Annotated in this window: 18 protein-coding genes; 10 read left to right on the top strand and 8 right to left on the bottom strand. The window is 74.9% G+C overall.

Translation table 11 applies throughout. The annotated features are described in order from the left end of the window. Nucleotides 1-100: 100 nt before the first annotated feature. Nucleotides 101-664: an NAD(P)H-dependent oxidoreductase gene (locus IE108_RS25855; protein WP_064731013.1), complete on the top strand. Its 564-nt coding sequence runs from the start codon at nucleotides 101-103 to the stop codon at nucleotides 662-664. A gap of 73 nt (nucleotides 665-737) precedes the next feature. On the opposite strand, the gene IE108_RS25860 is transcribed toward IE108_RS25855, so the two are convergent. From IE108_RS25860 to IE108_RS25880, 5 genes are all read right to left on the bottom strand, one after another. Then, a complete protein-coding gene (locus IE108_RS25860; protein ID WP_064731012.1) occupies nucleotides 738-1,688 on the bottom strand; it encodes a TerC family protein in 951 nt (316 codons plus the stop codon). A gap of 111 nt (nucleotides 1,689-1,799) precedes the next feature. Continuing rightward, nucleotides 1,800-2,819 carry a sigma-70 family RNA polymerase sigma factor gene (locus IE108_RS25865; RefSeq protein WP_064731011.1) on the bottom strand — a complete coding sequence of 340 codons (1,020 nt, stop codon included), beginning with the start codon at nucleotides 2,817-2,819 and terminating at the stop codon, nucleotides 1,800-1,802. Nucleotides 2,820-2,873: 54 nt separating this feature from the next. Next, a complete protein-coding gene (locus tag IE108_RS25870) occupies nucleotides 2,874-3,299 on the bottom strand; it encodes a CBS domain-containing protein (protein WP_064731010.1) in 426 nt (141 codons plus the stop codon). Then, entirely contained in the window at nucleotides 3,296-3,769 is a 474-nt protein-coding gene (locus tag IE108_RS25875) for a PPC domain-containing DNA-binding protein (protein ID WP_064731009.1), read from the bottom strand. Before IE108_RS25875 ends, IE108_RS25870 begins: the two co-directional genes overlap by 4 nt. A gap of 116 nt (nucleotides 3,770-3,885) precedes the next feature. Then, nucleotides 3,886-5,856 carry an AfsR/SARP family transcriptional regulator gene (locus IE108_RS25880; RefSeq protein WP_064731008.1) on the bottom strand — a complete coding sequence of 657 codons (1,971 nt, stop codon included), beginning with the start codon at nucleotides 5,854-5,856 and terminating at the stop codon, nucleotides 3,886-3,888. Nucleotides 5,857-6,008: 152 nt separating this feature from the next. Here IE108_RS25880 and IE108_RS25885 point away from each other — a divergent pair, with 152 nt between their 5' ends. The 4 genes from IE108_RS25885 to IE108_RS25900 all read left to right on the top strand — a co-directional run bounded on the left by IE108_RS25885 (nucleotide 6,009) and on the right by IE108_RS25900 (nucleotide 9,166). Next, a complete protein-coding gene (locus IE108_RS25885; protein WP_064731007.1) occupies nucleotides 6,009-6,887 on the top strand; it encodes an alpha/beta fold hydrolase in 879 nt (292 codons plus the stop codon). A 100-nt stretch (nucleotides 6,888-6,987) separates the two neighbouring features. Beyond that, nucleotides 6,988-8,283 (top strand): MFS transporter, encoded by a 1,296-nt coding sequence (locus IE108_RS25890; protein ID WP_079163753.1) that lies wholly within the window; start codon nucleotides 6,988-6,990, stop codon nucleotides 8,281-8,283. Nucleotides 8,284-8,483: 200 nt separating this feature from the next. After that, a complete protein-coding gene (locus IE108_RS25895; RefSeq protein WP_064731006.1) occupies nucleotides 8,484-8,855 on the top strand; it encodes an ArsR/SmtB family transcription factor in 372 nt (123 codons plus the stop codon). Between the two features lie 38 nt (nucleotides 8,856-8,893). Further along, nucleotides 8,894-9,166, top strand: a complete 273-nt coding sequence (locus IE108_RS25900; RefSeq protein ID WP_202544660.1) for a hypothetical protein — start codon at nucleotides 8,894-8,896, stop codon at nucleotides 9,164-9,166. A gap of 79 nt (nucleotides 9,167-9,245) precedes the next feature. Here the strand turns inward: IE108_RS25900 and IE108_RS25905 are convergent, their stop codons facing one another. Together IE108_RS25905 and IE108_RS25910 are read right to left on the bottom strand one after the other, a co-directional pair. Beyond that, entirely contained in the window at nucleotides 9,246-9,671 is a 426-nt protein-coding gene (locus IE108_RS25905) for a PPOX class F420-dependent oxidoreductase (RefSeq protein WP_064731004.1), read from the bottom strand. Nucleotides 9,672-9,772: 101 nt separating this feature from the next. Beyond that, nucleotides 9,773-10,663, bottom strand: coding sequence for an NAD(P)-dependent oxidoreductase (locus tag IE108_RS25910; RefSeq protein ID WP_064731003.1), 891 nt, complete (start codon nucleotides 10,661-10,663; stop codon nucleotides 9,773-9,775). 219 nt (nucleotides 10,664-10,882) lie between these two features. Here IE108_RS25910 and IE108_RS25915 point away from each other — a divergent pair, with 219 nt between their 5' ends. Then, nucleotides 10,883-11,347 carry a type II toxin-antitoxin system PemK/MazF family toxin gene (locus tag IE108_RS25915; protein WP_064731002.1) on the top strand — a complete coding sequence of 155 codons (465 nt, stop codon included), beginning with the start codon at nucleotides 10,883-10,885 and terminating at the stop codon, nucleotides 11,345-11,347. A gap of 30 nt (nucleotides 11,348-11,377) precedes the next feature. Here IE108_RS25915 and IE108_RS25920 read toward each other — a convergent pair whose 3' ends face one another. After that, nucleotides 11,378-12,205, bottom strand: a complete 828-nt coding sequence (locus IE108_RS25920) for a TIGR02452 family protein (protein ID WP_064731001.1) — start codon at nucleotides 12,203-12,205, stop codon at nucleotides 11,378-11,380. 287 nt (nucleotides 12,206-12,492) lie between these two features. On the opposite strand from IE108_RS25920, the gene egtA reads away from it, so the two are divergent. The 4 genes from egtA to egtD are packed head-to-tail and all read left to right on the top strand — an operon-like array spanning nucleotide 12,493 to nucleotide 16,905. Continuing rightward, nucleotides 12,493-13,794 (top strand): ergothioneine biosynthesis glutamate--cysteine ligase EgtA, encoded by a 1,302-nt coding sequence (gene egtA / locus IE108_RS25925; RefSeq protein WP_064731000.1) that lies wholly within the window; start codon nucleotides 12,493-12,495, stop codon nucleotides 13,792-13,794. Continuing rightward, nucleotides 13,791-15,149, top strand: coding sequence for an ergothioneine biosynthesis protein EgtB (egtB, locus tag IE108_RS25930; protein ID WP_372462905.1), 1,359 nt, complete (start codon nucleotides 13,791-13,793; stop codon nucleotides 15,147-15,149). Before egtA ends, egtB begins: the two co-directional genes overlap by 4 nt. Then, complete coding sequence (egtC, locus tag IE108_RS25935; protein ID WP_064730999.1) at nucleotides 15,149-15,946, top strand: ergothioneine biosynthesis protein EgtC; 798 nt, start codon at nucleotides 15,149-15,151, stop codon at nucleotides 15,944-15,946. Before egtB ends, egtC begins: the two co-directional genes overlap by 1 nt. Beyond that, complete coding sequence (egtD, locus tag IE108_RS25940) at nucleotides 15,943-16,905, top strand: L-histidine N(alpha)-methyltransferase (RefSeq protein ID WP_064730998.1); 963 nt, start codon at nucleotides 15,943-15,945, stop codon at nucleotides 16,903-16,905. The genes egtC and egtD overlap by 4 nt, the downstream gene beginning before the upstream one ends. Nucleotides 16,906-16,915 lie beyond the last annotated feature (10 nt).

Genomic DNA, 16,915 nt, shown 5'->3' on the forward strand with positions numbered 1-16,915 from the left:
CGTAAAGCATGGGAAGAAAACTGGACCGCGGTCCGTTTGGGATGCTAGAACTTAAACGGACCCCGGTCCGGATACATCGGTTTCGTCAGTGGGAGTACTCATGTCTGTCCGCATCCTTGCGCTCGTCGGCAGCCTGCGCGCCGGTTCGCACAACCGCCAGCTCGCCCAGGCGGCCGTCAAGCTCGCGCCGGAGGGCGCCGAGGTGCAGCTGTTCGAAGGGCTCGCCGACATCCCCTTCTACAACGAGGACATCGACGTGGAGGGCAGCGTCCCGGCCGCCGCCGCGGCGCTGCGCGAGGCCGCCCAGGCCTCCGACGCCTTCCTGCTCTTCTCCCCCGAGTACAACGGCACCATCCCGGCCGTCCTGAAGAACGCCATCGACTGGCTGTCCCGCCCCTTCGGCGCGGGCGGCTTCGCCGGCAAGCCGGTCGCCGTGGTCGGCACCGCCTTCGGCCAGTACGGCGGCGTGTGGGCCCAGGACGAGGCCCGCAAGGCCGTGGGCATCGCCGGCGGCAAGGTGATCGAGGACCTCAAGCTGTCCATCCCCGGTTCGATGACCCGCTTCGCGGAGACCCACCCGTCGGACGACGCCGAGGTGGCGGCCCAGCTGACGGAGGTCGTCGCCCGTCTGCACGGCCACGCCGACGAGGCCGTCGCCGCCTGAGCGGTTCCCGCAGCGCCGTACGGACCCGTGGCTCCCCCGAGCCGCGGGTCCGTACGGCGTTCCGGGGCGGCCGTCACTCCCGCTCCTGCCGCCGCGCCGACCACAGGCTCGTGGCGGTGGTGACGGCGAGGACGAGCACGATGAAGCCCAGCGAGAACGGGATGCCGATCTCGGGGACGTGCACCCCGGACTCGTGCAGGGCGTGCAGCACCAGCTTCACGCCGATGAAGCCGAGGATGACCGACAGGCCGTAGGACAGGTGGACCAGCTTCTTCAGCAGGCCGCCGATGAGGAAGTACAGCTGCCGCAGACCCATCAGGGCGAACGCGTTGGCCGTGAACACGATGTACGGGTCCTGGGTCAGTCCGTAGATCGCGGGGATGGAGTCCAGCGCGAACAGGATGTCGGTGAACCCGATGGCGAGCATCACGACCAGCATCGGCGTCATGACCCGGCGGCCGTTCTCCTCCACCCAGAGCCTGGTGCCGTGGTAGCGGTCGGCGACGCCGAAGCGCCGCTCGATCGACTTCAGCAGCTTGTTCTCCTCGTACTCCTCGTCGTGTCCCCCCTTGCGGGCGTCCTGGATCAGCTTCCAGGCGGTCCAGATGAGGAAGGCGCCGAAGATGTAGAAGACCCAGGAGAAGGCGGAGATGATCGCGGCGCCGGCCGCGATGAAGGCGGCGCGCAGGACGAGCGCCACGATGACGCCGACCATCAGCACGCGCTGCTGGTACTGCGAGGGGACCGCGAACTTCGCCATGATCAGGACGAAGACGAAGAGGTTGTCCACGCTGAGCGACTTCTCGGTGATGTAACCGGCGAAGAACTCGCCGCCGGGACCGCCGCCGCCGACCAGGATCAGCCCCACGCCGAACAGACAGGCCAGGATCACCCAGACGGCGGTCCAGACGCCCGCCTCGCGGATCGACACGTCGTGCGGCTTGCGGCCGATGAAGAAGTCGGCGGCGACCAGGACGCACAGGCCCGCGACGGTCAGCAGCCAGACGCTGAGGGAGACGTTCACCGGTGCTCCTGTGGCGGGCGGGAGGGGACGCGTACGGGTTCTCCGCCAGGGTGTTTCCGGCAGGCGCCCCGGGCAACCGCGGCCGCGCGTCCGGCCCGCACACCGGCGCGGTCAGCTCGCCCAGTCCAGCAGGCGGTCCCGCGTCTCCGGGGCGCGCAGCCGGTCCAGCGAGGCCTTCTCCAGCTGGCGCACGCGTTCCCGGGTGAGCCCGACGTGCTGGGCCACCTGGTGCAGGGTGCGGGGGCGGCCGTCGTGCAGGCCGTAGCGGAGGCTGAGGATCAGGGCCTCGCGGGGTGCGAGGGTGCCGACCGCCTCCCGCAGCTCGGCCGCCAGGGCCTGGAACTCGGCGACCTCGGGGGCCCGCAGCACCTCGGTGTCCGGGATGAGGTCGCCGACCACGGTCTCGCCGGTCTCGTCCACCGGGGTGTCCAGGCTGACCGCGTCGCGGCCGACCCGGCGCAGCCAGACGACCTTGTCGGCGTCGACGCCGCTCTCGGCGGCGACCTCCTCGGTGGTCGGCTCGCGGTCGAGCCCCGCGCGCAGCTTGCGTTCGACCTTGGCGAGCTTCTGGAGCTGTTCCACGACGTGGACCGGCAGCCGGACCGTGCGCGCGTGCGTGGCCAGGCCGCGTTCGATGGCCTGGCGAATCCACCAGGTGGCGTACGTGGAGAACTTGAAGCCCTTGGTGTGGTCGAACTTCTCCACGGCCCGGATCAGGCCGAGGTTGCCCTCCTGGATGACGTCCAGCAGCGGCAGACCGCGGTGGGCGTGGCGCTTGGCCATCGAGACGACCAGCCGCAGGTTGGCCCGCACCATGTGGTCCTTGGCCGCCCGGCCGTCGTGGACGGCCTCCTCCAGGGCGCGGCGCACGCCGGGCGCGGGGGCAGGCTCGCCGGTGTCGGCCGCCTCCAGTTCCTCCCGGGCGCGGACGCCGGACTCGATGCGCACGGCCAGCCGCACCTCGTCCTCGGCGGTCAGCAGCGGGGTGGCGCCGATCTGGGTGAGGTACTGGCCGAGCAGGTCGGGTTCCTCGTCGGGTTCCGGGATCCGGCTGCGCAGCCGCGCGGTGCGGGCGGGGGCGCGGCGGTCCTCCCCCGTGCCGGTCGCGGGGCTTCCTGCCAGGGGGGCCATGTCTTCCTCCGTCCCTGCCCGGGCGGACCGCGTCGGTCGCGGCGCCCGGTGGAGTCAGTGGTCGGGTGCGGCGCGGCTGATGTCGGCCTGCGCGGAGTGCGGGTCGTCGGCGACGGCGAGGTCGCCGAGGGTGACCACGCCGACCGGGACACCGCCGTGCTCGACGACGGGCAGCCGGCGCACCGCGTGGTGCCGCATCAGTTCGGCGGCGTGGTCGGTGGTGTCGTCGGGGTCCAGCGTGACGACGGGCGGGGGTGTGCAGACGGCGCCGACGGTGGTGGCGTCCGGGTCCCGGCCGTCGGCGACGCCGCGGACGACGATGTCGCGGTCGGTGAGGATGCCGAACAGGTCGCAGTCGTAGGTGACCAGGACGTCGCCGACGTTCTCCTCCCGCATCAGCCGGGCCGCCCGCGCGACCGTGGTCATGGGTTCGACGGCCACCGCGGCCGGTGACATCACGTCTCGGATGCGCCGTGTCATGATCGCGCCTCCCGGGTGTCGGTACGGGGCTCCCCGCGGGCCGGGTCGATCAGGGCCAGGCCGATGTCGGGGCGGTGGGTCTTGGCCAGTTCGGCCGGGCTGTCCCGGACGACGACCTCCAGCGTCGGCCAGACCCGGCCGGACAGCAGGTGCCCTCCGCGGGTGGAACCGTCGCTGAGCCCGAGGACGGCGTGCAGGTGCGGGGTGGGGCCGTCGTCGGCGACGGCGACGTCGCCGATCAGGGAGAGCACCTCGCACTGCTCGTCCACCGGGATGCGCCGGTAGTCCCTCGCCCGCCGGTCGAACCAGCCGACGACCGCCTCGGAGAAGGCGCCGACGGCGGTCACCTGCGAGGCCCGGAGCGACCGCTCGCGGGCGAAGGCGGCGAGTTCGGCGACGGCGTCCTCGCCCTCGTCGAGCACCACCACGTACACCGCCGACGGCCCCTCCTGCACCTGCTGCCACTTCATGCGCTCCGGGTACCCGGGGCGCATCTGGGCAACCGGCCGCGCGGTCGGCCGCGGAGGGCCCCCGGACCGCGCGGTCGGGCGGCCCGGAGCGTCGGACGGTCGGGCGGTCGGTCTGCTCAGGGGTCCAGGGCCCGCCCGATCGTCGTGAGCCAGTCGTCGACCGGTCCGAAGGTGAGCAGTCCGCTGCCCGCGCCCGCGAGTTCACCGGCCGCGGGCAGCAGCCGCTCGCGGGCCCGCTCCAGGGCCAGCCGGTCGCCGAGCCGGAGGGCGAGGGCTGCCTCGGCGCAGCACAGCGCCTCGTACAGCAGGTCGGGCGGCGGCTGCGGCAGGGCGGCGAGTGCCGTCCCGGCCTCGGTGGCGCGCCCGTCGGCGAGGAGGGCGAACGGCTCCGCCCACGGGCGGTACGGGCCCCAGTCCTCGCCCGGATCGACGTCGGCGGGGCGGCCGTGGGCCAGGCGCAGGCCGAGCAGGGCGAGGGGCAGCAGTCCGCGTTCGAGGCCGGGCATGCCCGCGCCGTCGAGCCGGGCGGCGGCCGAGCGGTAGGCGGCCGCCGCGGTGTCGTAGGGACTGCCCGTGACGGCCAGGCGCAGCGCCCGGTACCAGTCGGTGAAGACGGCCACCAGCGGCCGGTCGTGCCGTGCGGCCAGGCGTTCCGCGGCCGCCGCGTGCTCGTCGGCCGCGTCGAGGTCGGCGAGGGCCGAGCGGGCCTGGAGGCGGACGAGGTGGCCCAGGACGGCGTGGTTGACCAGGCCGTTGCGGGTGCCGAGGGCGACGAGTTCGGCGCCCAGGACGTCACGGCGCGGGGCCAGCCCGGCTCGGGTGCAGGACTGCATGAAGACGCCGTTGAGGGCGAAGGCGAGCAGCGCGGGGTCGTCGAGGCGGCGGGCGATGCGCTCGGCCTCGGCCGCCGCCCGCGGACCCCGCTCGGAGCGTACGCCCCGGGACTCCACGGCGACGGTGGCCAGCAGCCGGCAGCGCGCGGCGTCCGCACCGGCGTCCGGGGGCAGGGCGGCGAGCGTGCGTTCGGCCGCCTCGACGATCCGGCGGGCGGCCTCGGGGTCGTCGCCGCGGGTCCAGTTGGCGGGGACGTCGTAGGCGCCGATCACCCGGGCGGTCAGCTCGGCGTCGCCCGTCTCCTCGGCCGCCTCGACCGCCGTCGTGCGGTGTTCCCGAGCGGCTTCGAGCCCGTCGCCGCCGGTGACCGCGAGGCCGCGCAGCAGGCCGACGGCGGACTCCAGCCGGGCGTGCGCACCGGCGGCGACGGCGCGGTCGTACGCCTCGGTGGCCGAGGCCCACAGCCGGGCCGCCGCGTCGGCCGGTGCGCCGGGCGGGTCCAGTGCCGGGTCCTGGGCGAGGATGCCGGCCTCCAGGCGGCGCAGCCGGGGGCCGGGGTCGAGGCCGAGATGTCCGGCCAGCCGGGCACGGGCCCGGCGCAGCACGGCCAGGGCGTCCCCCTGGCGGCCGGTCCGGTACAGGGCCAGGGCGAGCAGGCGCCAGGCCTCCTCGCGCCAGGGGTGGCCGGTGAGGTGGGCGTCCAGGTCGGGGACGGCCTCGGCGGCCCGGCCCAGGTCCACGAGCAGTTCCGCCCGGCGTTCCACGGCGCGCAGCCGCAGTTCGGTGAGCCGGGTGCGCTCGCCGCGGGCCCAGCGCGCCGCGCCGAACTCGGCGTAGGCGGGGCCCCGCCATTCCTCCAGGGCCGCCCGGAGCCGGTCGGGCGCCCGGCCGGCGGGTCCGCGGTCGGCTTCGGCGACGGCCGTCTCGAAGCGCCACGCGTCCACGGCGTCGGCGGCGGCCCGCAGGGCGTACCCGGGGCCCTCGGTGACGAGCAGCCGGGCGGGGGCGCGCGGCGCGCGGTCGGGTTCCAGGGCGCGGCGCAGGTCCCCGACGAAGGTGCGCACCGCTCCCACGGCCCGCGGCGGGGGCGTCTCCCACAGGTCCTCGACGAGCCGGGCGACGGGGACGGTCCGCCGCCGGGCCAGCACCAGCCGGGCCAGCACGGCGCGGTGCCGGGGGCCCTTGAGGGCGAGCGGGTCGCCGCCGCGCTCGGCCGTGACCGGTCCGAGCACACCGAACGTGACCGCGTCCATGTTCCGTCCGTTCCGATCCGCCCCGCGCGTGCGAGGTCCACCGTACGCGTGCTGATCGGTTGCTGATCCGGGCCCGGCAGGCTCGGAGGCGGTCACCGGCACGACGTACGGCACGTGACGCGCCGTACGGCACGAGAAAGGCGAGACACCCCATGACACCGACCATCCCCGGCTTCACCCACGACCGTGTGACGGTCGCCGACGGCGTCGCGCTGCACGTGGCCGTCGGCGGCTCCGGCAGCCCCGTCGTCCTGCTGCACGGCTTCCCGCAGACCCACCTGATGTGGCGGCACGTCGCCGCCGACCTCGCGGCCGAGCACACCGTCATCTGCCCCGACCTGCGCGGCTACGGCGCCAGCGACAAGCCGGCCGATCCCGACGGCACCGGTTACGCCAAGCGGACCATGGCCGCCGACGTCGTCGCGCTCGCGCGGGCGCTCGGGCACGAGCGGTTCGCGCTGGCCGGGCACGACCGGGGCGCGCTGGTCGCGGTGCGGGCCGGGCTCGACCACCCGGACGCGGTGACACATCTGGCGGCGCTCGACGTGCTGCCGACCCTCGACATGTGGGACGTCCTGCACGGCACGTCGGCCGCCGTCGGGTTCCACCTGTACCTGATGGCGCAGCCGCCGGGGCTTCCGGAGCAGCTCATCGGGGCCGCGCCGGACGCGTTCTTCGGTCACTTCCTCGACGTCTGGACCCGCGACCCGGCCGCCCTGCCCGCCGACGTCCGCGCCGCCTATCTCCGGGCGTCCCGGGAGGCGGTGCCGTCCATCGTGGCCGACTACCGGGCCTCGGCCGGCGTCGACGTCGAGCACGACCGGGCCGACCGCGAGCGGGGCCGGCGGCTGCGGATGCCGGTGACCGTGCTCCAGCAGGACTGGGGCGCGGCCCTCGGGTACGACGCCGCCGCGTTGTGGCGGGCCTGGGCTCCGGATCTGCGGCACGAGACGGTCGGCTGCGGGCACTTCATGGCGGAGGAGGCTCCGGACGAGGTCGCGGCCGCACTGCGGAAGCTGCTGACGCGGTAGCCGGCGGGCCGGGTGTCCGACTCCCGATGCCGATGTACAACAGCTGGTTGTACGAGGTCCACGGTCGGTTGTTTGCTCCCCGAGGCCTGTCCTGGCTTGGATGGCCGCCGTGACGGAATCGGGTGCGGTGGGAGCGGGGGCCGCGGAGTCGGCGGTGGCGGAACGTGCCGGGGCGGGCCGCGGGTCGCTCGGGCGGCGGTTCGGGTGGCTGTGGGCGTCGTACGCCGTGAGCACCTTCGGCACCCGGCTCGCCTTCGACGCCTTCCCGCTGATCGCGGTCGTGGTGCTGGCGGCGGGCCCGGCACAGGTGTCGGCGCTGGCGGCGGCCGGGCTCGCGGTGGGGGCGGTGGCGGCGGTGCCGCTGGGTCCGTGGGTGGAGTTCCGGCGCAAGCGGCCGGTCATGATCGCGACGGACCTGATCCGGTGCGCGGTGCTGCTGACCGTGCCGCTCGCGTACGCCTTCGGGCGGCTCGGCTACGTCCATTTGCTGCTGGTGTCCGTCGTCGTCGCCGCGGCCGACATCACGTTCAGGGCGGCCGCCGGGTCCTGCCTCAAGTCGCTGGTGCGGCCCGCGGACCTGCTGGCCGCGAACGGGCGGTTCGAGGCGACGTCGTGGACCGCGACGATGCTCGGGCCGCCGGTCGGCGGGGCGGCGGTCGGTGCCTTCGGGCCCGTGGTGACGGTCGCGGTCGACGCGGTCAGCTATCTGCTGTCGGCGCTGGGCATCCGCGCGATCGGCGGCGGGGAACCGCGTCCGGACCGCCCCGGCCCGGTCCGGACGCGGCCCCGGGACCTGCTGGAGGGCTGGCGGTTCGTCCTCGCCTCGCCGGGCCTGCGGCCGCTGTTCCTCAACACGGTCCTGGTCAACGGCCTCATCATGGCGACCGCGCCGCTCCTCGCCGTCCTCATGCTGGGCGTTCTGGGCTTCGCGCCCTGGCAGTACGGGCTCGCCTTCGCGGTGCCGTGCGCCGGCGGTCTGGTCGGCTCGCGGCTGGCCGGTCCGCTCGTGGCGCGGTTCGGGGAGCACCGGGTGCTGGTCACCAGCGGGGTGCTGCGCGTGTGCTGGCCGGTCGGGCTGGCCTTCGTCGGCCCCGGAGTGCCCGGTCTGATCCTGGTGATGGCCGTCGAGTTCGCGCTGATCACCTCGGTGGGGGTGTACAACCCGGTGTCCGCCACCCGCCGGCTGCAGCTCACCCCCTTGGACCGGGTCGCTCGCACGCTGACAGCCTGGACGGTCAGCGGCAAGCTGACGACGGCGGCGCTCACCGCCCTGTGGGGCCTGCTGGCCACCCTGGCCGGACTGCGCACGGCGGTCGCCCTGGCGGGCGTCCTGCTCCTGGCGACCCCGCTGCTGCTGCCGCGCCGGGGGGCGGGGGACGCTCCCGCAGCTCGGTGACGCGTGGCCACTGCCCCAGCGGGGCAGCCCGCCCGAGCCCCGGGGACTCACGCCGCACAAGGGCGAACAACACACCGTTCCCGCCCCCGAGTCACCCCTGATCCGTCCCCCATCTCACCCTGAGATGTGCGCGAAGTCTTTGACCCTCCTTCCCGCCACCTGTCAGCCTTCTCTGACAGGTACGACGGAAAGGGGCGGCGATGCCCGGGGTCCCGCCTTCGGCACCGACCGGCGACGACCTGCTCAAGGTGCTCTCCGCGCTCGGCAATCCACACCGCATGCGGATCGTGGCGGCGCTGCTGGAGCGCCGGAACTACGTCAGCGAGCTGGCCCGGCTGATCGGCATGGGCCGCCCGCTGCTGCACATGCACCTGCAACGGCTGGAGGCGGCCGGGCTGGTCGTCGGCACGCTGGAGGTAGGGGAGGACGGCAAGTCGATGAAGTACTACGACGTCACGCCGTTCCTCTACGAACTCACCCCGCGCACGGTCGCCGAGGCAGCCGCGACGCTCACCAGGACCACCGATCCCGACCCGGCCGCCGGGCGGACCGCGAAAGAGGAAGCGAAGTGAACGAGGACGTGGTGCATCTCGCCGCAGGAGCCGAGGAGATGGGGGTACTGGTCGGCGCCGTGGGCGCGGCCGGGTTCTTCTGTCTGATGATCGTGATCGTCTGGCAGGTCGCGGCGACCTGGCGGGCCCGGATGCTGGCGGCGCGCGAGGAGCAGTACAAGGAACTCGCCACGAGGTACGCGCGACTCCTGGAGGACACCGTGGAGTTGCAGCGCCGCACGGCGGAGGAGCAGCGGCAGACGCTCGACGAGCTGACGCGGACCCGGCTGTCGGTCGGCTCGATGGAGAAGATGATGCGGGAGATCGAGTAGCCGTCGTGGGCGTGCGGCCGGGAGCGGCGAGCCCCGGCCGCACGCCCACGACGGGCCGTCCGGACCGTCCGGCGCCGGGTCAGGTCGAGGGCTGGTCGCTGTCCTTCATCGAACCCCAGCCGTGCCAGCGCTCCACCTCGATCCAGGCGCTGACCCGGGGACGCTCGCGGTCCGGGTAGGGCTTGCCCGTGTACTGCGTGGAGAGCCGGTCGATGCCGGCGAGGTCCTCGTCGTCGAGCATCTCGGTGACGCGGCCGATGAGGGTGACGTGCGTGTACCAGTCGTCCTCCGCGAGGACGGTGAGGGTCACGCGCGGGTCGCGGCGCAGGTGTCCCAGGCGCACCCGGCCGGAGTCGAGGTTGACCAGCACGCGGCCGTCGTCCTCCCACAGGTACCAGGTGGCCGTGGAGACGGGGGCGCCGTCCGAGCGGAGGGTCGCCATGACGGCCGGGTTGGGACGGCGCAGCATTGCGACGGCCTCGGACGGCAGCGGTGGCTTGGACATGGGGGGGCTCCTTCTCGTCCTCGTGCGCGCCGGGAACGGGCTCGGCGTCGCGGTCTCACGTTCCTCCGGTACCCCGGGTGTTCACCCGGTACCCCGGACGGTCAGGAGGCCGACTTCTCCTCGAAACTGGCGTAGTAGGCGGCCGCCATGTCCTCGTCGCCGTGCCCCTGGGCGGCGGCGCGGGCGAGGCGGTCCGCGCCGGCGGCGGCGAGGTCCAGGCGGACGCCGTTGGCCTCGCCGGCCTCGACGATCAGCCGGGCGTCCTTCTCGGCCGTGCCGACCGCGAACTGGGCCGGGGTCAGGGCCCCGTCGCGGATCAGGCCCGCCTTGGCGCGCAGGTAGCCCATGTCGAGGGGGCCGCCGGCGATGGCGCCGAGGAAGGCGTCCGGGTCCACGCCCAGGGCCTTGGCGAGCGACAGGCTCTCCCCCGCCGCGTTGTTGACGGCCAGCACCCAGCTGTTGGCGACCAGTTTCAGCCGGGTGGCGGTGCCCGCCGCGCCGTCCTCGCCGGTCCACACGGTGCGGGCGCCCACGGCGTCGAACACGGGCCCCAGCCGGTCCCTGGCCGCGGCGGGACCCGCGGCCAGCACCAGCAGCTCGCCGGCCTCGGCGGGCTGACGGGTGCCCAGCACGGGCGCGTCGACGAAGAGGAGGCCGTGCTCCTCGGCGAAGGCCGCGAGGTCGGCGACCGCGTCGACGCCCGCGGTGGTGGACTGCGCCCACACGGCGCCGGTCCGCAGGCCGGGCACGGCGCGCCGCATGACGTCCAGTGCGGCCGGGCCGTCGTACAGCATGGTCAGGACGACGTCCGCGCCGCGGACGGCCTCCTCGGGGTCGCCGGCGACGAACGCTCCCTCGGCGGCCAGCGGCTCGGCCTTGTCGCGGCTGCGGTTCCAGACCCGGACGGCGAGTCCGGCGCGGGCGAGGTTGCGGGCCATCGCGGCACCCATGATGCCGGTGCCGAGGACGGTCACGGTGAGCTGGTCGGTCATGGCGTCGCTTTCTGGCTCGTACGGTCGCGGCCGCGCCCCGGGGTGGCGGGAGTCGGGGCCCGGTGATCAGCCTGCCACCCGAACCCGGCCCGCGCCGCCCCGAGGCGGGCAGGACGGGCGGCGGGCGGCGGACGGCCGGGCCGCCGCGGAGGCCCCTGCCGACGCCGTCCCGCGGGGCCCGTGCGAGGGCGTGCCGGGGTGTCCCGTACGGTACGGGCCGTGAGCGCCTCCATCGACGATCTCGGCGGCGACGGCGGCACCGTCCCCGGCCGCCGCGGCCCCTTCGCGACCACCGAGGCCGACCCCGCGCGGGTGGGCCGGGTGCGTACCGAGTACTCCCCCGCGCACGACGGCGACCCGGATCCCGGCGAGATCGTCTGGACGTGGGTGCCCTACGAGGAGAACGACGGACGCGGCAAGGACCGGCCCGTGCTCGTCGTCGCGCGCGAGGCGGCCGGGACCGTGCTGGCCGTTCAGCTGTCCAGCAGGCGGCACGACGGGGACCGGGAGTGGGTGCCGATCGGGAGCGGGCCCTGGGACCGCTCGGGGCGGGACTCGTGGGTCGACGTGGACCGGGTGCTCAGGCTGCACGACGCCGGGATGCGCCGCGAGGCGTGCGCCCTGGACCGGATGCGGTTCAACCTCGTACGACAGCGGCTGCGGGAGCGCCACGGCTGGAGCTGACGCGCCCCCGGACCGCGTCCCGTCCGCCGGTCACCGCGCTTCGGTCACCGCTTCGGGGAAGGCCACGGCGAACGCGTCCCGGACCGTGGCGCCCGGCGTGCGGTCCAGGATGCCGAACGCCACCCGTTCGAACGCGGAGGCGAATCGCCCGCCGGGGCCGAGCAGCGCCCGGAACGCCCCCGCGACCTGGGCGGGGTCGTTGCGGAAGACCCCGCACCCCCAGGCGCCGAGCACCAGGCGCCGGTACCCGTGGGTCGCGGCCGTCTCCAGCACCCGCTCGGCGCGCCCGGCCAGAGCGGCGGGCAGCTCGGCGGCCCGCTCCGGGGCGGTGCGCAGCACCACGCCCGCGTTCGGCGCGGCCGAGGTGAGGAAACCCGCGGTGAAGGGCTCGTCCAGCAGGCGGCCGCGGTCGTCCCGGAAGACGGGCACGGCCGGCGAGTGGATGACCCGGTCCGTGTAGAACGGGTCGCGGTGGGCGCGGTGGTGGTCGTAGAAGCCGGGCGCCCGCAGCAGGCAGGTGTGGAGCGCGGAGGCCCGGCACAGGGCCTCCTCCTGGGCCTGGGCGCCGTTGAGATAACCGCCGCCGGGATTGCGGGCGGAGGCGAAGTTGAGCACGCCGACCTCGCCGCCGAGGCGTCGGGCGGCCTCCAGGCTGCTCTCGCCGGTGACCTCGAAGACCGTCCGCACCGGGGTGAACGCGCCCGGCGGCACCGGCTCCGGACCGAGGATCCGCGTCCCCTCGCGCGCCCGTTCCACCGCCGCGCCGAGCCGCACCTCGCGGCCGTCGGCCGTGCGGTAGCCCCCGGCGGCCACGATCTGCTCCGTCTGCTGTGCGAGGCCCCGCAGGCGCGCGCTCACGGCGCCACCCCCGTGGACGCCCTGACCACGCGCCGCGCGGTCTCCCCCGTCGTGCTCATGGGGGAATCCTGGGTGATGCTGGTGATGCGTCGCAACGGAGTTTTGCTGTCGGCAGACGCCGGGGAAAGCCCCCGGAAACAACCGGGTCGCGGAGATTACCGATCTGGAACGTCCCGAAATGCATCCTTGTGCCGAGCGGCACGAGGTACTTGGGTGGGACGAGTGTGCCGACCCGGCCCACCTGTTCATGGGTCGGCGGCATGGTGGAATCTCAGGAGGATCCCGACATGTCAGATTCGGTTGGTGGCTGTATCCGGCCACGTACCGCCGTCAGTGAGGCGGAGGTCGAGGCACTGGTCCACGGCATCTGCTTCAAGACCGGCCCGCCCCGGCTCCTCGGTGTCGAGGTGGAATGGCTGGTCCACGAGCTGCGCGACCCGCGGCTCCCCGTATCACCCGAACGGCTCCGGGCCGTCTACGCCGCGTTGCGGACGGTGCCGCTGAGGTCGGCGCTGACCGTCGAACCCGGTGGCCAGCTGGAGCTGAGTTCGCTCCCCGCGACCTCCCTCACGGAGTGCGTCCGCACCGTCTCCGCCGACCTGGACGCCGTCCGCGCGGTCCTTCGCGAGGACGGCCTCGCCCTCGTCGGCCTCGGCCACGATCCCTGGCAGGAGCCCCGCCGCTATCTGCGGCAGCCGCGCTACGACGCCATGGAGGCCTGTCTCGACCGCACCGGCCCCGCCGGGCGCTTCATGATGTGCACCTCGGCCTCGGTGCAGGTGTGCGTGGACGCCGGGCAGGAGGAGCCGGGCCCGCTCGGGCACGTGCGCCGCTGGTGGCTGGCGCACCAGCTGGGCGCGGTCCTGGTGGCCGCGTTCGCCAACTCCCCGCTGTCCGGGGGCCGGCCCACGGGCTGGCGGTCCACCCGGCAGCTGCGCTGGGCGCAGATCGGCCCCGGCCGGGCGGGCGGGCCCGTGCTGGACTCCGACCCGCGCGGCGCGTGGACCCGGCACGTCCTGGACGCACCGGTGATGTGCGTACGCGGCGAGGAGGGCCCCTGGGACGTCCCGGACGGCATGACCTTCCGGGAGTGGACCCGGAGCCGGACCCCGAGGCCGCCCACCCGGGAGGACCTCGACTACCACCTGACCACGCTGTTCCCGCCGGTGCGCCCGCGCGGGCACCTGGAGCTGCGGATGATCGACGCGCAGCCCGGGGACGACGGCTGGATCGTGCCGCTGGCGGTGACGGCGGCGCTCTTCGACGACCCGGAGGCCACGGAGACCGCCTACCGGGCCGTGAAGCCGCTCGCCGAGCGCAGCCTGGGCCTGCCCGGCCCGCACAACCCGCTCTACGAGGCCGCGGCGCGCGACGCCCTGACCGACCCGGAGCTGCGGGAGGCGGCCGTCACCTGCTTCACCGCCGCGCTCGCGGCGCTGCCCCGGCTGGGCGCGACGGCCGGGATCACCGACGCCGTGGCCGGGTACCTGGAGCGCTACGTCCTGCGGGGCCGCTGCCCCGCCGACGACCTGCTGGAGATGCCGGGCGGCGCGAGCCCTGGCCCGTACGGGAGGGAGACCCGCTCATGACCGACCCCGCCATGGACCCCGCCGACGGCACCCCCGCCGCCGCCGACTCCGGCGACCCGGGCGCCCTGCGCGAGCGGGCCCTGGACACCCTCGTCCGTGCCCGCGCCCGCACCACCCTGCTGACCAGCTGCGTGGAGGGCCCCGACCTCACCGGCCAGGTGTCGCCGCTGATGTCCCCGCTCGTCTGGGACCTGGCGCACATCGGCAACCAGGAGGAGCAGTGGCTGCTGCGCGCGGTGGGCGGGCAGGAGGCGATACGGCCGGAGATAGACAGCCTGTACGACGCCTTCGAGCATCCGCGTGCCGAGCGGCCCCGGCTGCCGCTGCTCTCGCCCGCCGAGGCCCGCGGGTACGCCGCGGACGTGCGCGGCCGGGCACTGGACGTGCTGGAGGGCGCCGCGTTCCACGGCACCCGGCTCACCGAGGCGGGCTTCGCCTTCGGCATGATCGCCCAGCACGAGCAGCAGCACGACGAGACCATGCTGATCACCCACCAACTGCGCAAGGGCCCGCAGGCCCTGACCGCGCCCGACCCCGAACCCGTGCCCTGGTTCACCGGACCGGCCGAGGTCCTGGTCCCGGGCGGCCCGTTCACCATGGGCACCTCCACCGAGCCGTGGGCGCTGGACAACGAACGGCCCGCGCACCGGCGGGAGGTGGCCCCGTTCTTCCTCGACACCACCCCGGTCACCAACGGCGCCTACCGGGCCTTCATGGACGACGGCGGCTACGACGACCCGCGCTGGTGGACCCGGGAGGGCTGGGAGCACATCCGCCGGCACTCCATCACCGCCCCGCTGTTCTGGCGCCGCGACGGCGGCCAGTGGCTGCGGCGGCGTTTCGGCGTCACCGAGGTGGTGCCGGCGGACGAGCCGGTGCTGCACGTGTGCTGGTACGAGGCCGACGCCTACGCCCGCTGGGCCGGGCGCCGGCTGCCCACCGAGGCCGAGTGGGAGAAGGCGGCCCGGCACGATCCCGCCGGGGACCGCACGGCCCGCTACCCGTGGGGCGACGCCGATCCGGGACCGGAGCACGCCAACCTCGGCCAGCGGCACCTGCGCCCCGCGCCCGCCGGCAGCTACCCGGCCGGCGAGTCCCCGCTGGGCGTGCGGCAGCTGATCGGCGACGTGTGGGAGTGGACGTCGAGCGACTTCGCCCCCTACCCGGGGTTCAAGGCGTTCCCGTACAAGGAGTACTCCGAGGTGTTCTTCGGGCCCGAGTACAAGGTGCTGCGGGGCGGTTCGTTCGCCGTGGACGCGGTCGCCTGCCGGGGCACGTTCCGCAACTGGGACTACCCGATCCGGCGGCAGATCTTCTCCGGATTCCGCACCGCCCGCTCGGCGGAGGCCGCCTGATGTGCCGCCACCTCGCGTACCTCGGCCCGTCCGAGCCGCTCGGCCGGCTCCTGGTCGCGCCGCCGCACGGCCTGTACCGCCAGTCGTGGGCGCCCCGCCGCCAGCGGCACGGCACGGTCAACGCCGACGGGTTCGGCGTCGGCTGGTACGCCGGGGACGACCCGGTGCCGGCCCGCTACCGCCGGGCCGGGCCGATCTGGGCGGACCAGTCCTTCGCCGACCTCGCCCGGGTGGTGCGGTCCGGCGCGTTCCTCGCCGCCGTACGGGACGCGACGCTCGCGGGCGCCGACGCGGAGGCCGCGGCCGCTCCCTTCGCGGCGGGCGCCCGGCTGTTCAGCCACAACGGAGCCGTGACCGGCTGGCCCGGCTCCCTGGCCGGGCCAGCCGGGACGCTGCCGCCCGAAGAGCTGCTTTCGCTGGAGGCCCGCAACGACTCGGCCCTCGTGTGGGCGCTGGTGCTGGCCCGGCTGCGGGCCGGGGACGACGACGGGCGGGCGCTGGCCGAGACGGTGCTGGAGGTCGCCGCGGCGGCCCCCGGCTCGCGCCTCAACCTGCTGCTCACCGACGGCGCCACCGTCACGGCGACCACCTGGGGCGACACCCTCTGGTACCTGACCCTTCCCGGCGGCGGCACCGTCGTCGCCTCGGAGCCCTACGACGACGACCCGCGCTGGCGGGAGGTCCCCGACCGCACCCTGCTCGTGGCCGACCGCGCCGAGGTGCGGCTCACCCCGCTGAAGGAACCGGGCGACACCGCCACGCAAGCCTTCGTCTCTCCCAAGGAGCCCCGCACGTGAGCCAGTTCCGAGTGACCCGCACCCTGCCCGAGGACGCCACCGGCGCCGCGCTGCGCGCCGACGTCCTGGCGGGCCTGACGAGCACGCCCAAGTGGCTGGCGCCCAAGTGGTTCTACGACGCCCGCGGCAGCGAGCTGTTCGAGGAGATCACGGCGCTGCCCGAGTACTACCCCACCCGGGCCGAGCGGGAGATCCTCGCCGACCGGGCCGGTTCGATCGCCGCCGCGACCGGCGCCCGGACCCTGGTGGAGCTGGGTTCCGGTTCCTCGGAGAAGACCCGGATCCTGCTGGACGCGCTGACCGGCCTGCGCGCCTACGTGCCCGTCGACGTCAGCGAGAGCGCCCTCACCCAGGCCGGGGAGGCCATCGTCGCCGAGCGCCCCGGCCTCCAGGTGCACGCGCTGATCGCCGACTTCACCGGCGGGCTGACCCTGCCCGAGACGCCGGGTCCCCGGCTGGTGGCGTTCCTGGGCGGCACGATCGGCAACCTGCTGCCGGACGAGCGCGCCGCGTTCCTGGCCGCCGTACGCGCCCTGCTCTCGCCGGGCGACGCCCTGCTCCTGGGCACCGACCTGGTCAAGGACGAGGAGCTGCTGGTCCGGGCGTACGACGACGCGGCCGGGGTGACCGCGCAGTTCAACAAGAACGTGCTGTCCGTGATCAACCGGGAGCTGGAGGCCGACTTCGCGCCCGCCGCGTTCGAGCACGTGGCGCTGTGGAACCCGGAGCGGGAGTGGATCGAGATGCGGCTGCGGTCCCGCGCCGCGCAGACGGTCAAGGTCCAGGCGCTGGACCTGGCCGTGGACTTCGCGGACGGCGAGGAGCTGCGCACCGAGGTGTCCGCGAAGTTCCGGCGGGAGGGTGTGCGGGCCGAACTCGCCGCCGCCGGTCTCGAGCTGGCCCACTGGTGGACGGACGGCGAGCGGCGCTTCGCGCTCTCGCTGAGCGTCGCGGGCTGAACTCGGCGGA

This window comes from Streptomyces parvulus, from assembly GCF_014648855.1.
GTDB classification, from domain to species: domain Bacteria; phylum Actinomycetota; class Actinomycetes; order Streptomycetales; family Streptomycetaceae; genus Streptomyces; species Streptomyces parvulus.

Coding starts and splice junctions, on each gene's coding strand:
- IE108_RS25905 (WP_064731004.1), bottom strand. CDS start 9,671: ATGTCCAAGCCACCGCTGCCGTCCGAGGCCGTCGCAATGCTGCGCCGT.
- egtA (WP_064731000.1), top strand. CDS start 12,493: ATGTCAGATTCGGTTGGTGGCTGTATCCGGCCACGTACCGCCGTCAGT.
- IE108_RS25880 (WP_064731008.1), bottom strand. CDS start 5,856: ATGGACGCGGTCACGTTCGGTGTGCTCGGACCGGTCACGGCCGAGCGC.
- IE108_RS25855 (WP_064731013.1), top strand. CDS start 101: ATGTCTGTCCGCATCCTTGCGCTCGTCGGCAGCCTGCGCGCCGGTTCG.
- IE108_RS25865 (WP_064731011.1), bottom strand. CDS start 2,819: ATGGCCCCCCTGGCAGGAAGCCCCGCGACCGGCACGGGGGAGGACCGC.
- egtC (WP_064730999.1), top strand. CDS start 15,149: ATGTGCCGCCACCTCGCGTACCTCGGCCCGTCCGAGCCGCTCGGCCGG.
- IE108_RS25910 (WP_064731003.1), bottom strand. CDS start 10,663: ATGACCGACCAGCTCACCGTGACCGTCCTCGGCACCGGCATCATGGGT.
- IE108_RS25900 (WP_202544660.1), top strand. CDS start 8,894: ATGGGGGTACTGGTCGGCGCCGTGGGCGCGGCCGGGTTCTTCTGTCTG.
- IE108_RS25895 (WP_064731006.1), top strand. CDS start 8,484: ATGCCCGGGGTCCCGCCTTCGGCACCGACCGGCGACGACCTGCTCAAG.
- IE108_RS25890 (WP_079163753.1), top strand. CDS start 6,988: ATGGCCGCCGTGACGGAATCGGGTGCGGTGGGAGCGGGGGCCGCGGAG.
- IE108_RS25885 (WP_064731007.1), top strand. CDS start 6,009: ATGACACCGACCATCCCCGGCTTCACCCACGACCGTGTGACGGTCGCC.
- egtB (WP_372462905.1), top strand. CDS start 13,791: ATGACCGACCCCGCCATGGACCCCGCCGACGGCACCCCCGCCGCCGCC.
- IE108_RS25870 (WP_064731010.1), bottom strand. CDS start 3,299: ATGACACGGCGCATCCGAGACGTGATGTCACCGGCCGCGGTGGCCGTC.
- IE108_RS25875 (WP_064731009.1), bottom strand. CDS start 3,769: ATGAAGTGGCAGCAGGTGCAGGAGGGGCCGTCGGCGGTGTACGTGGTG.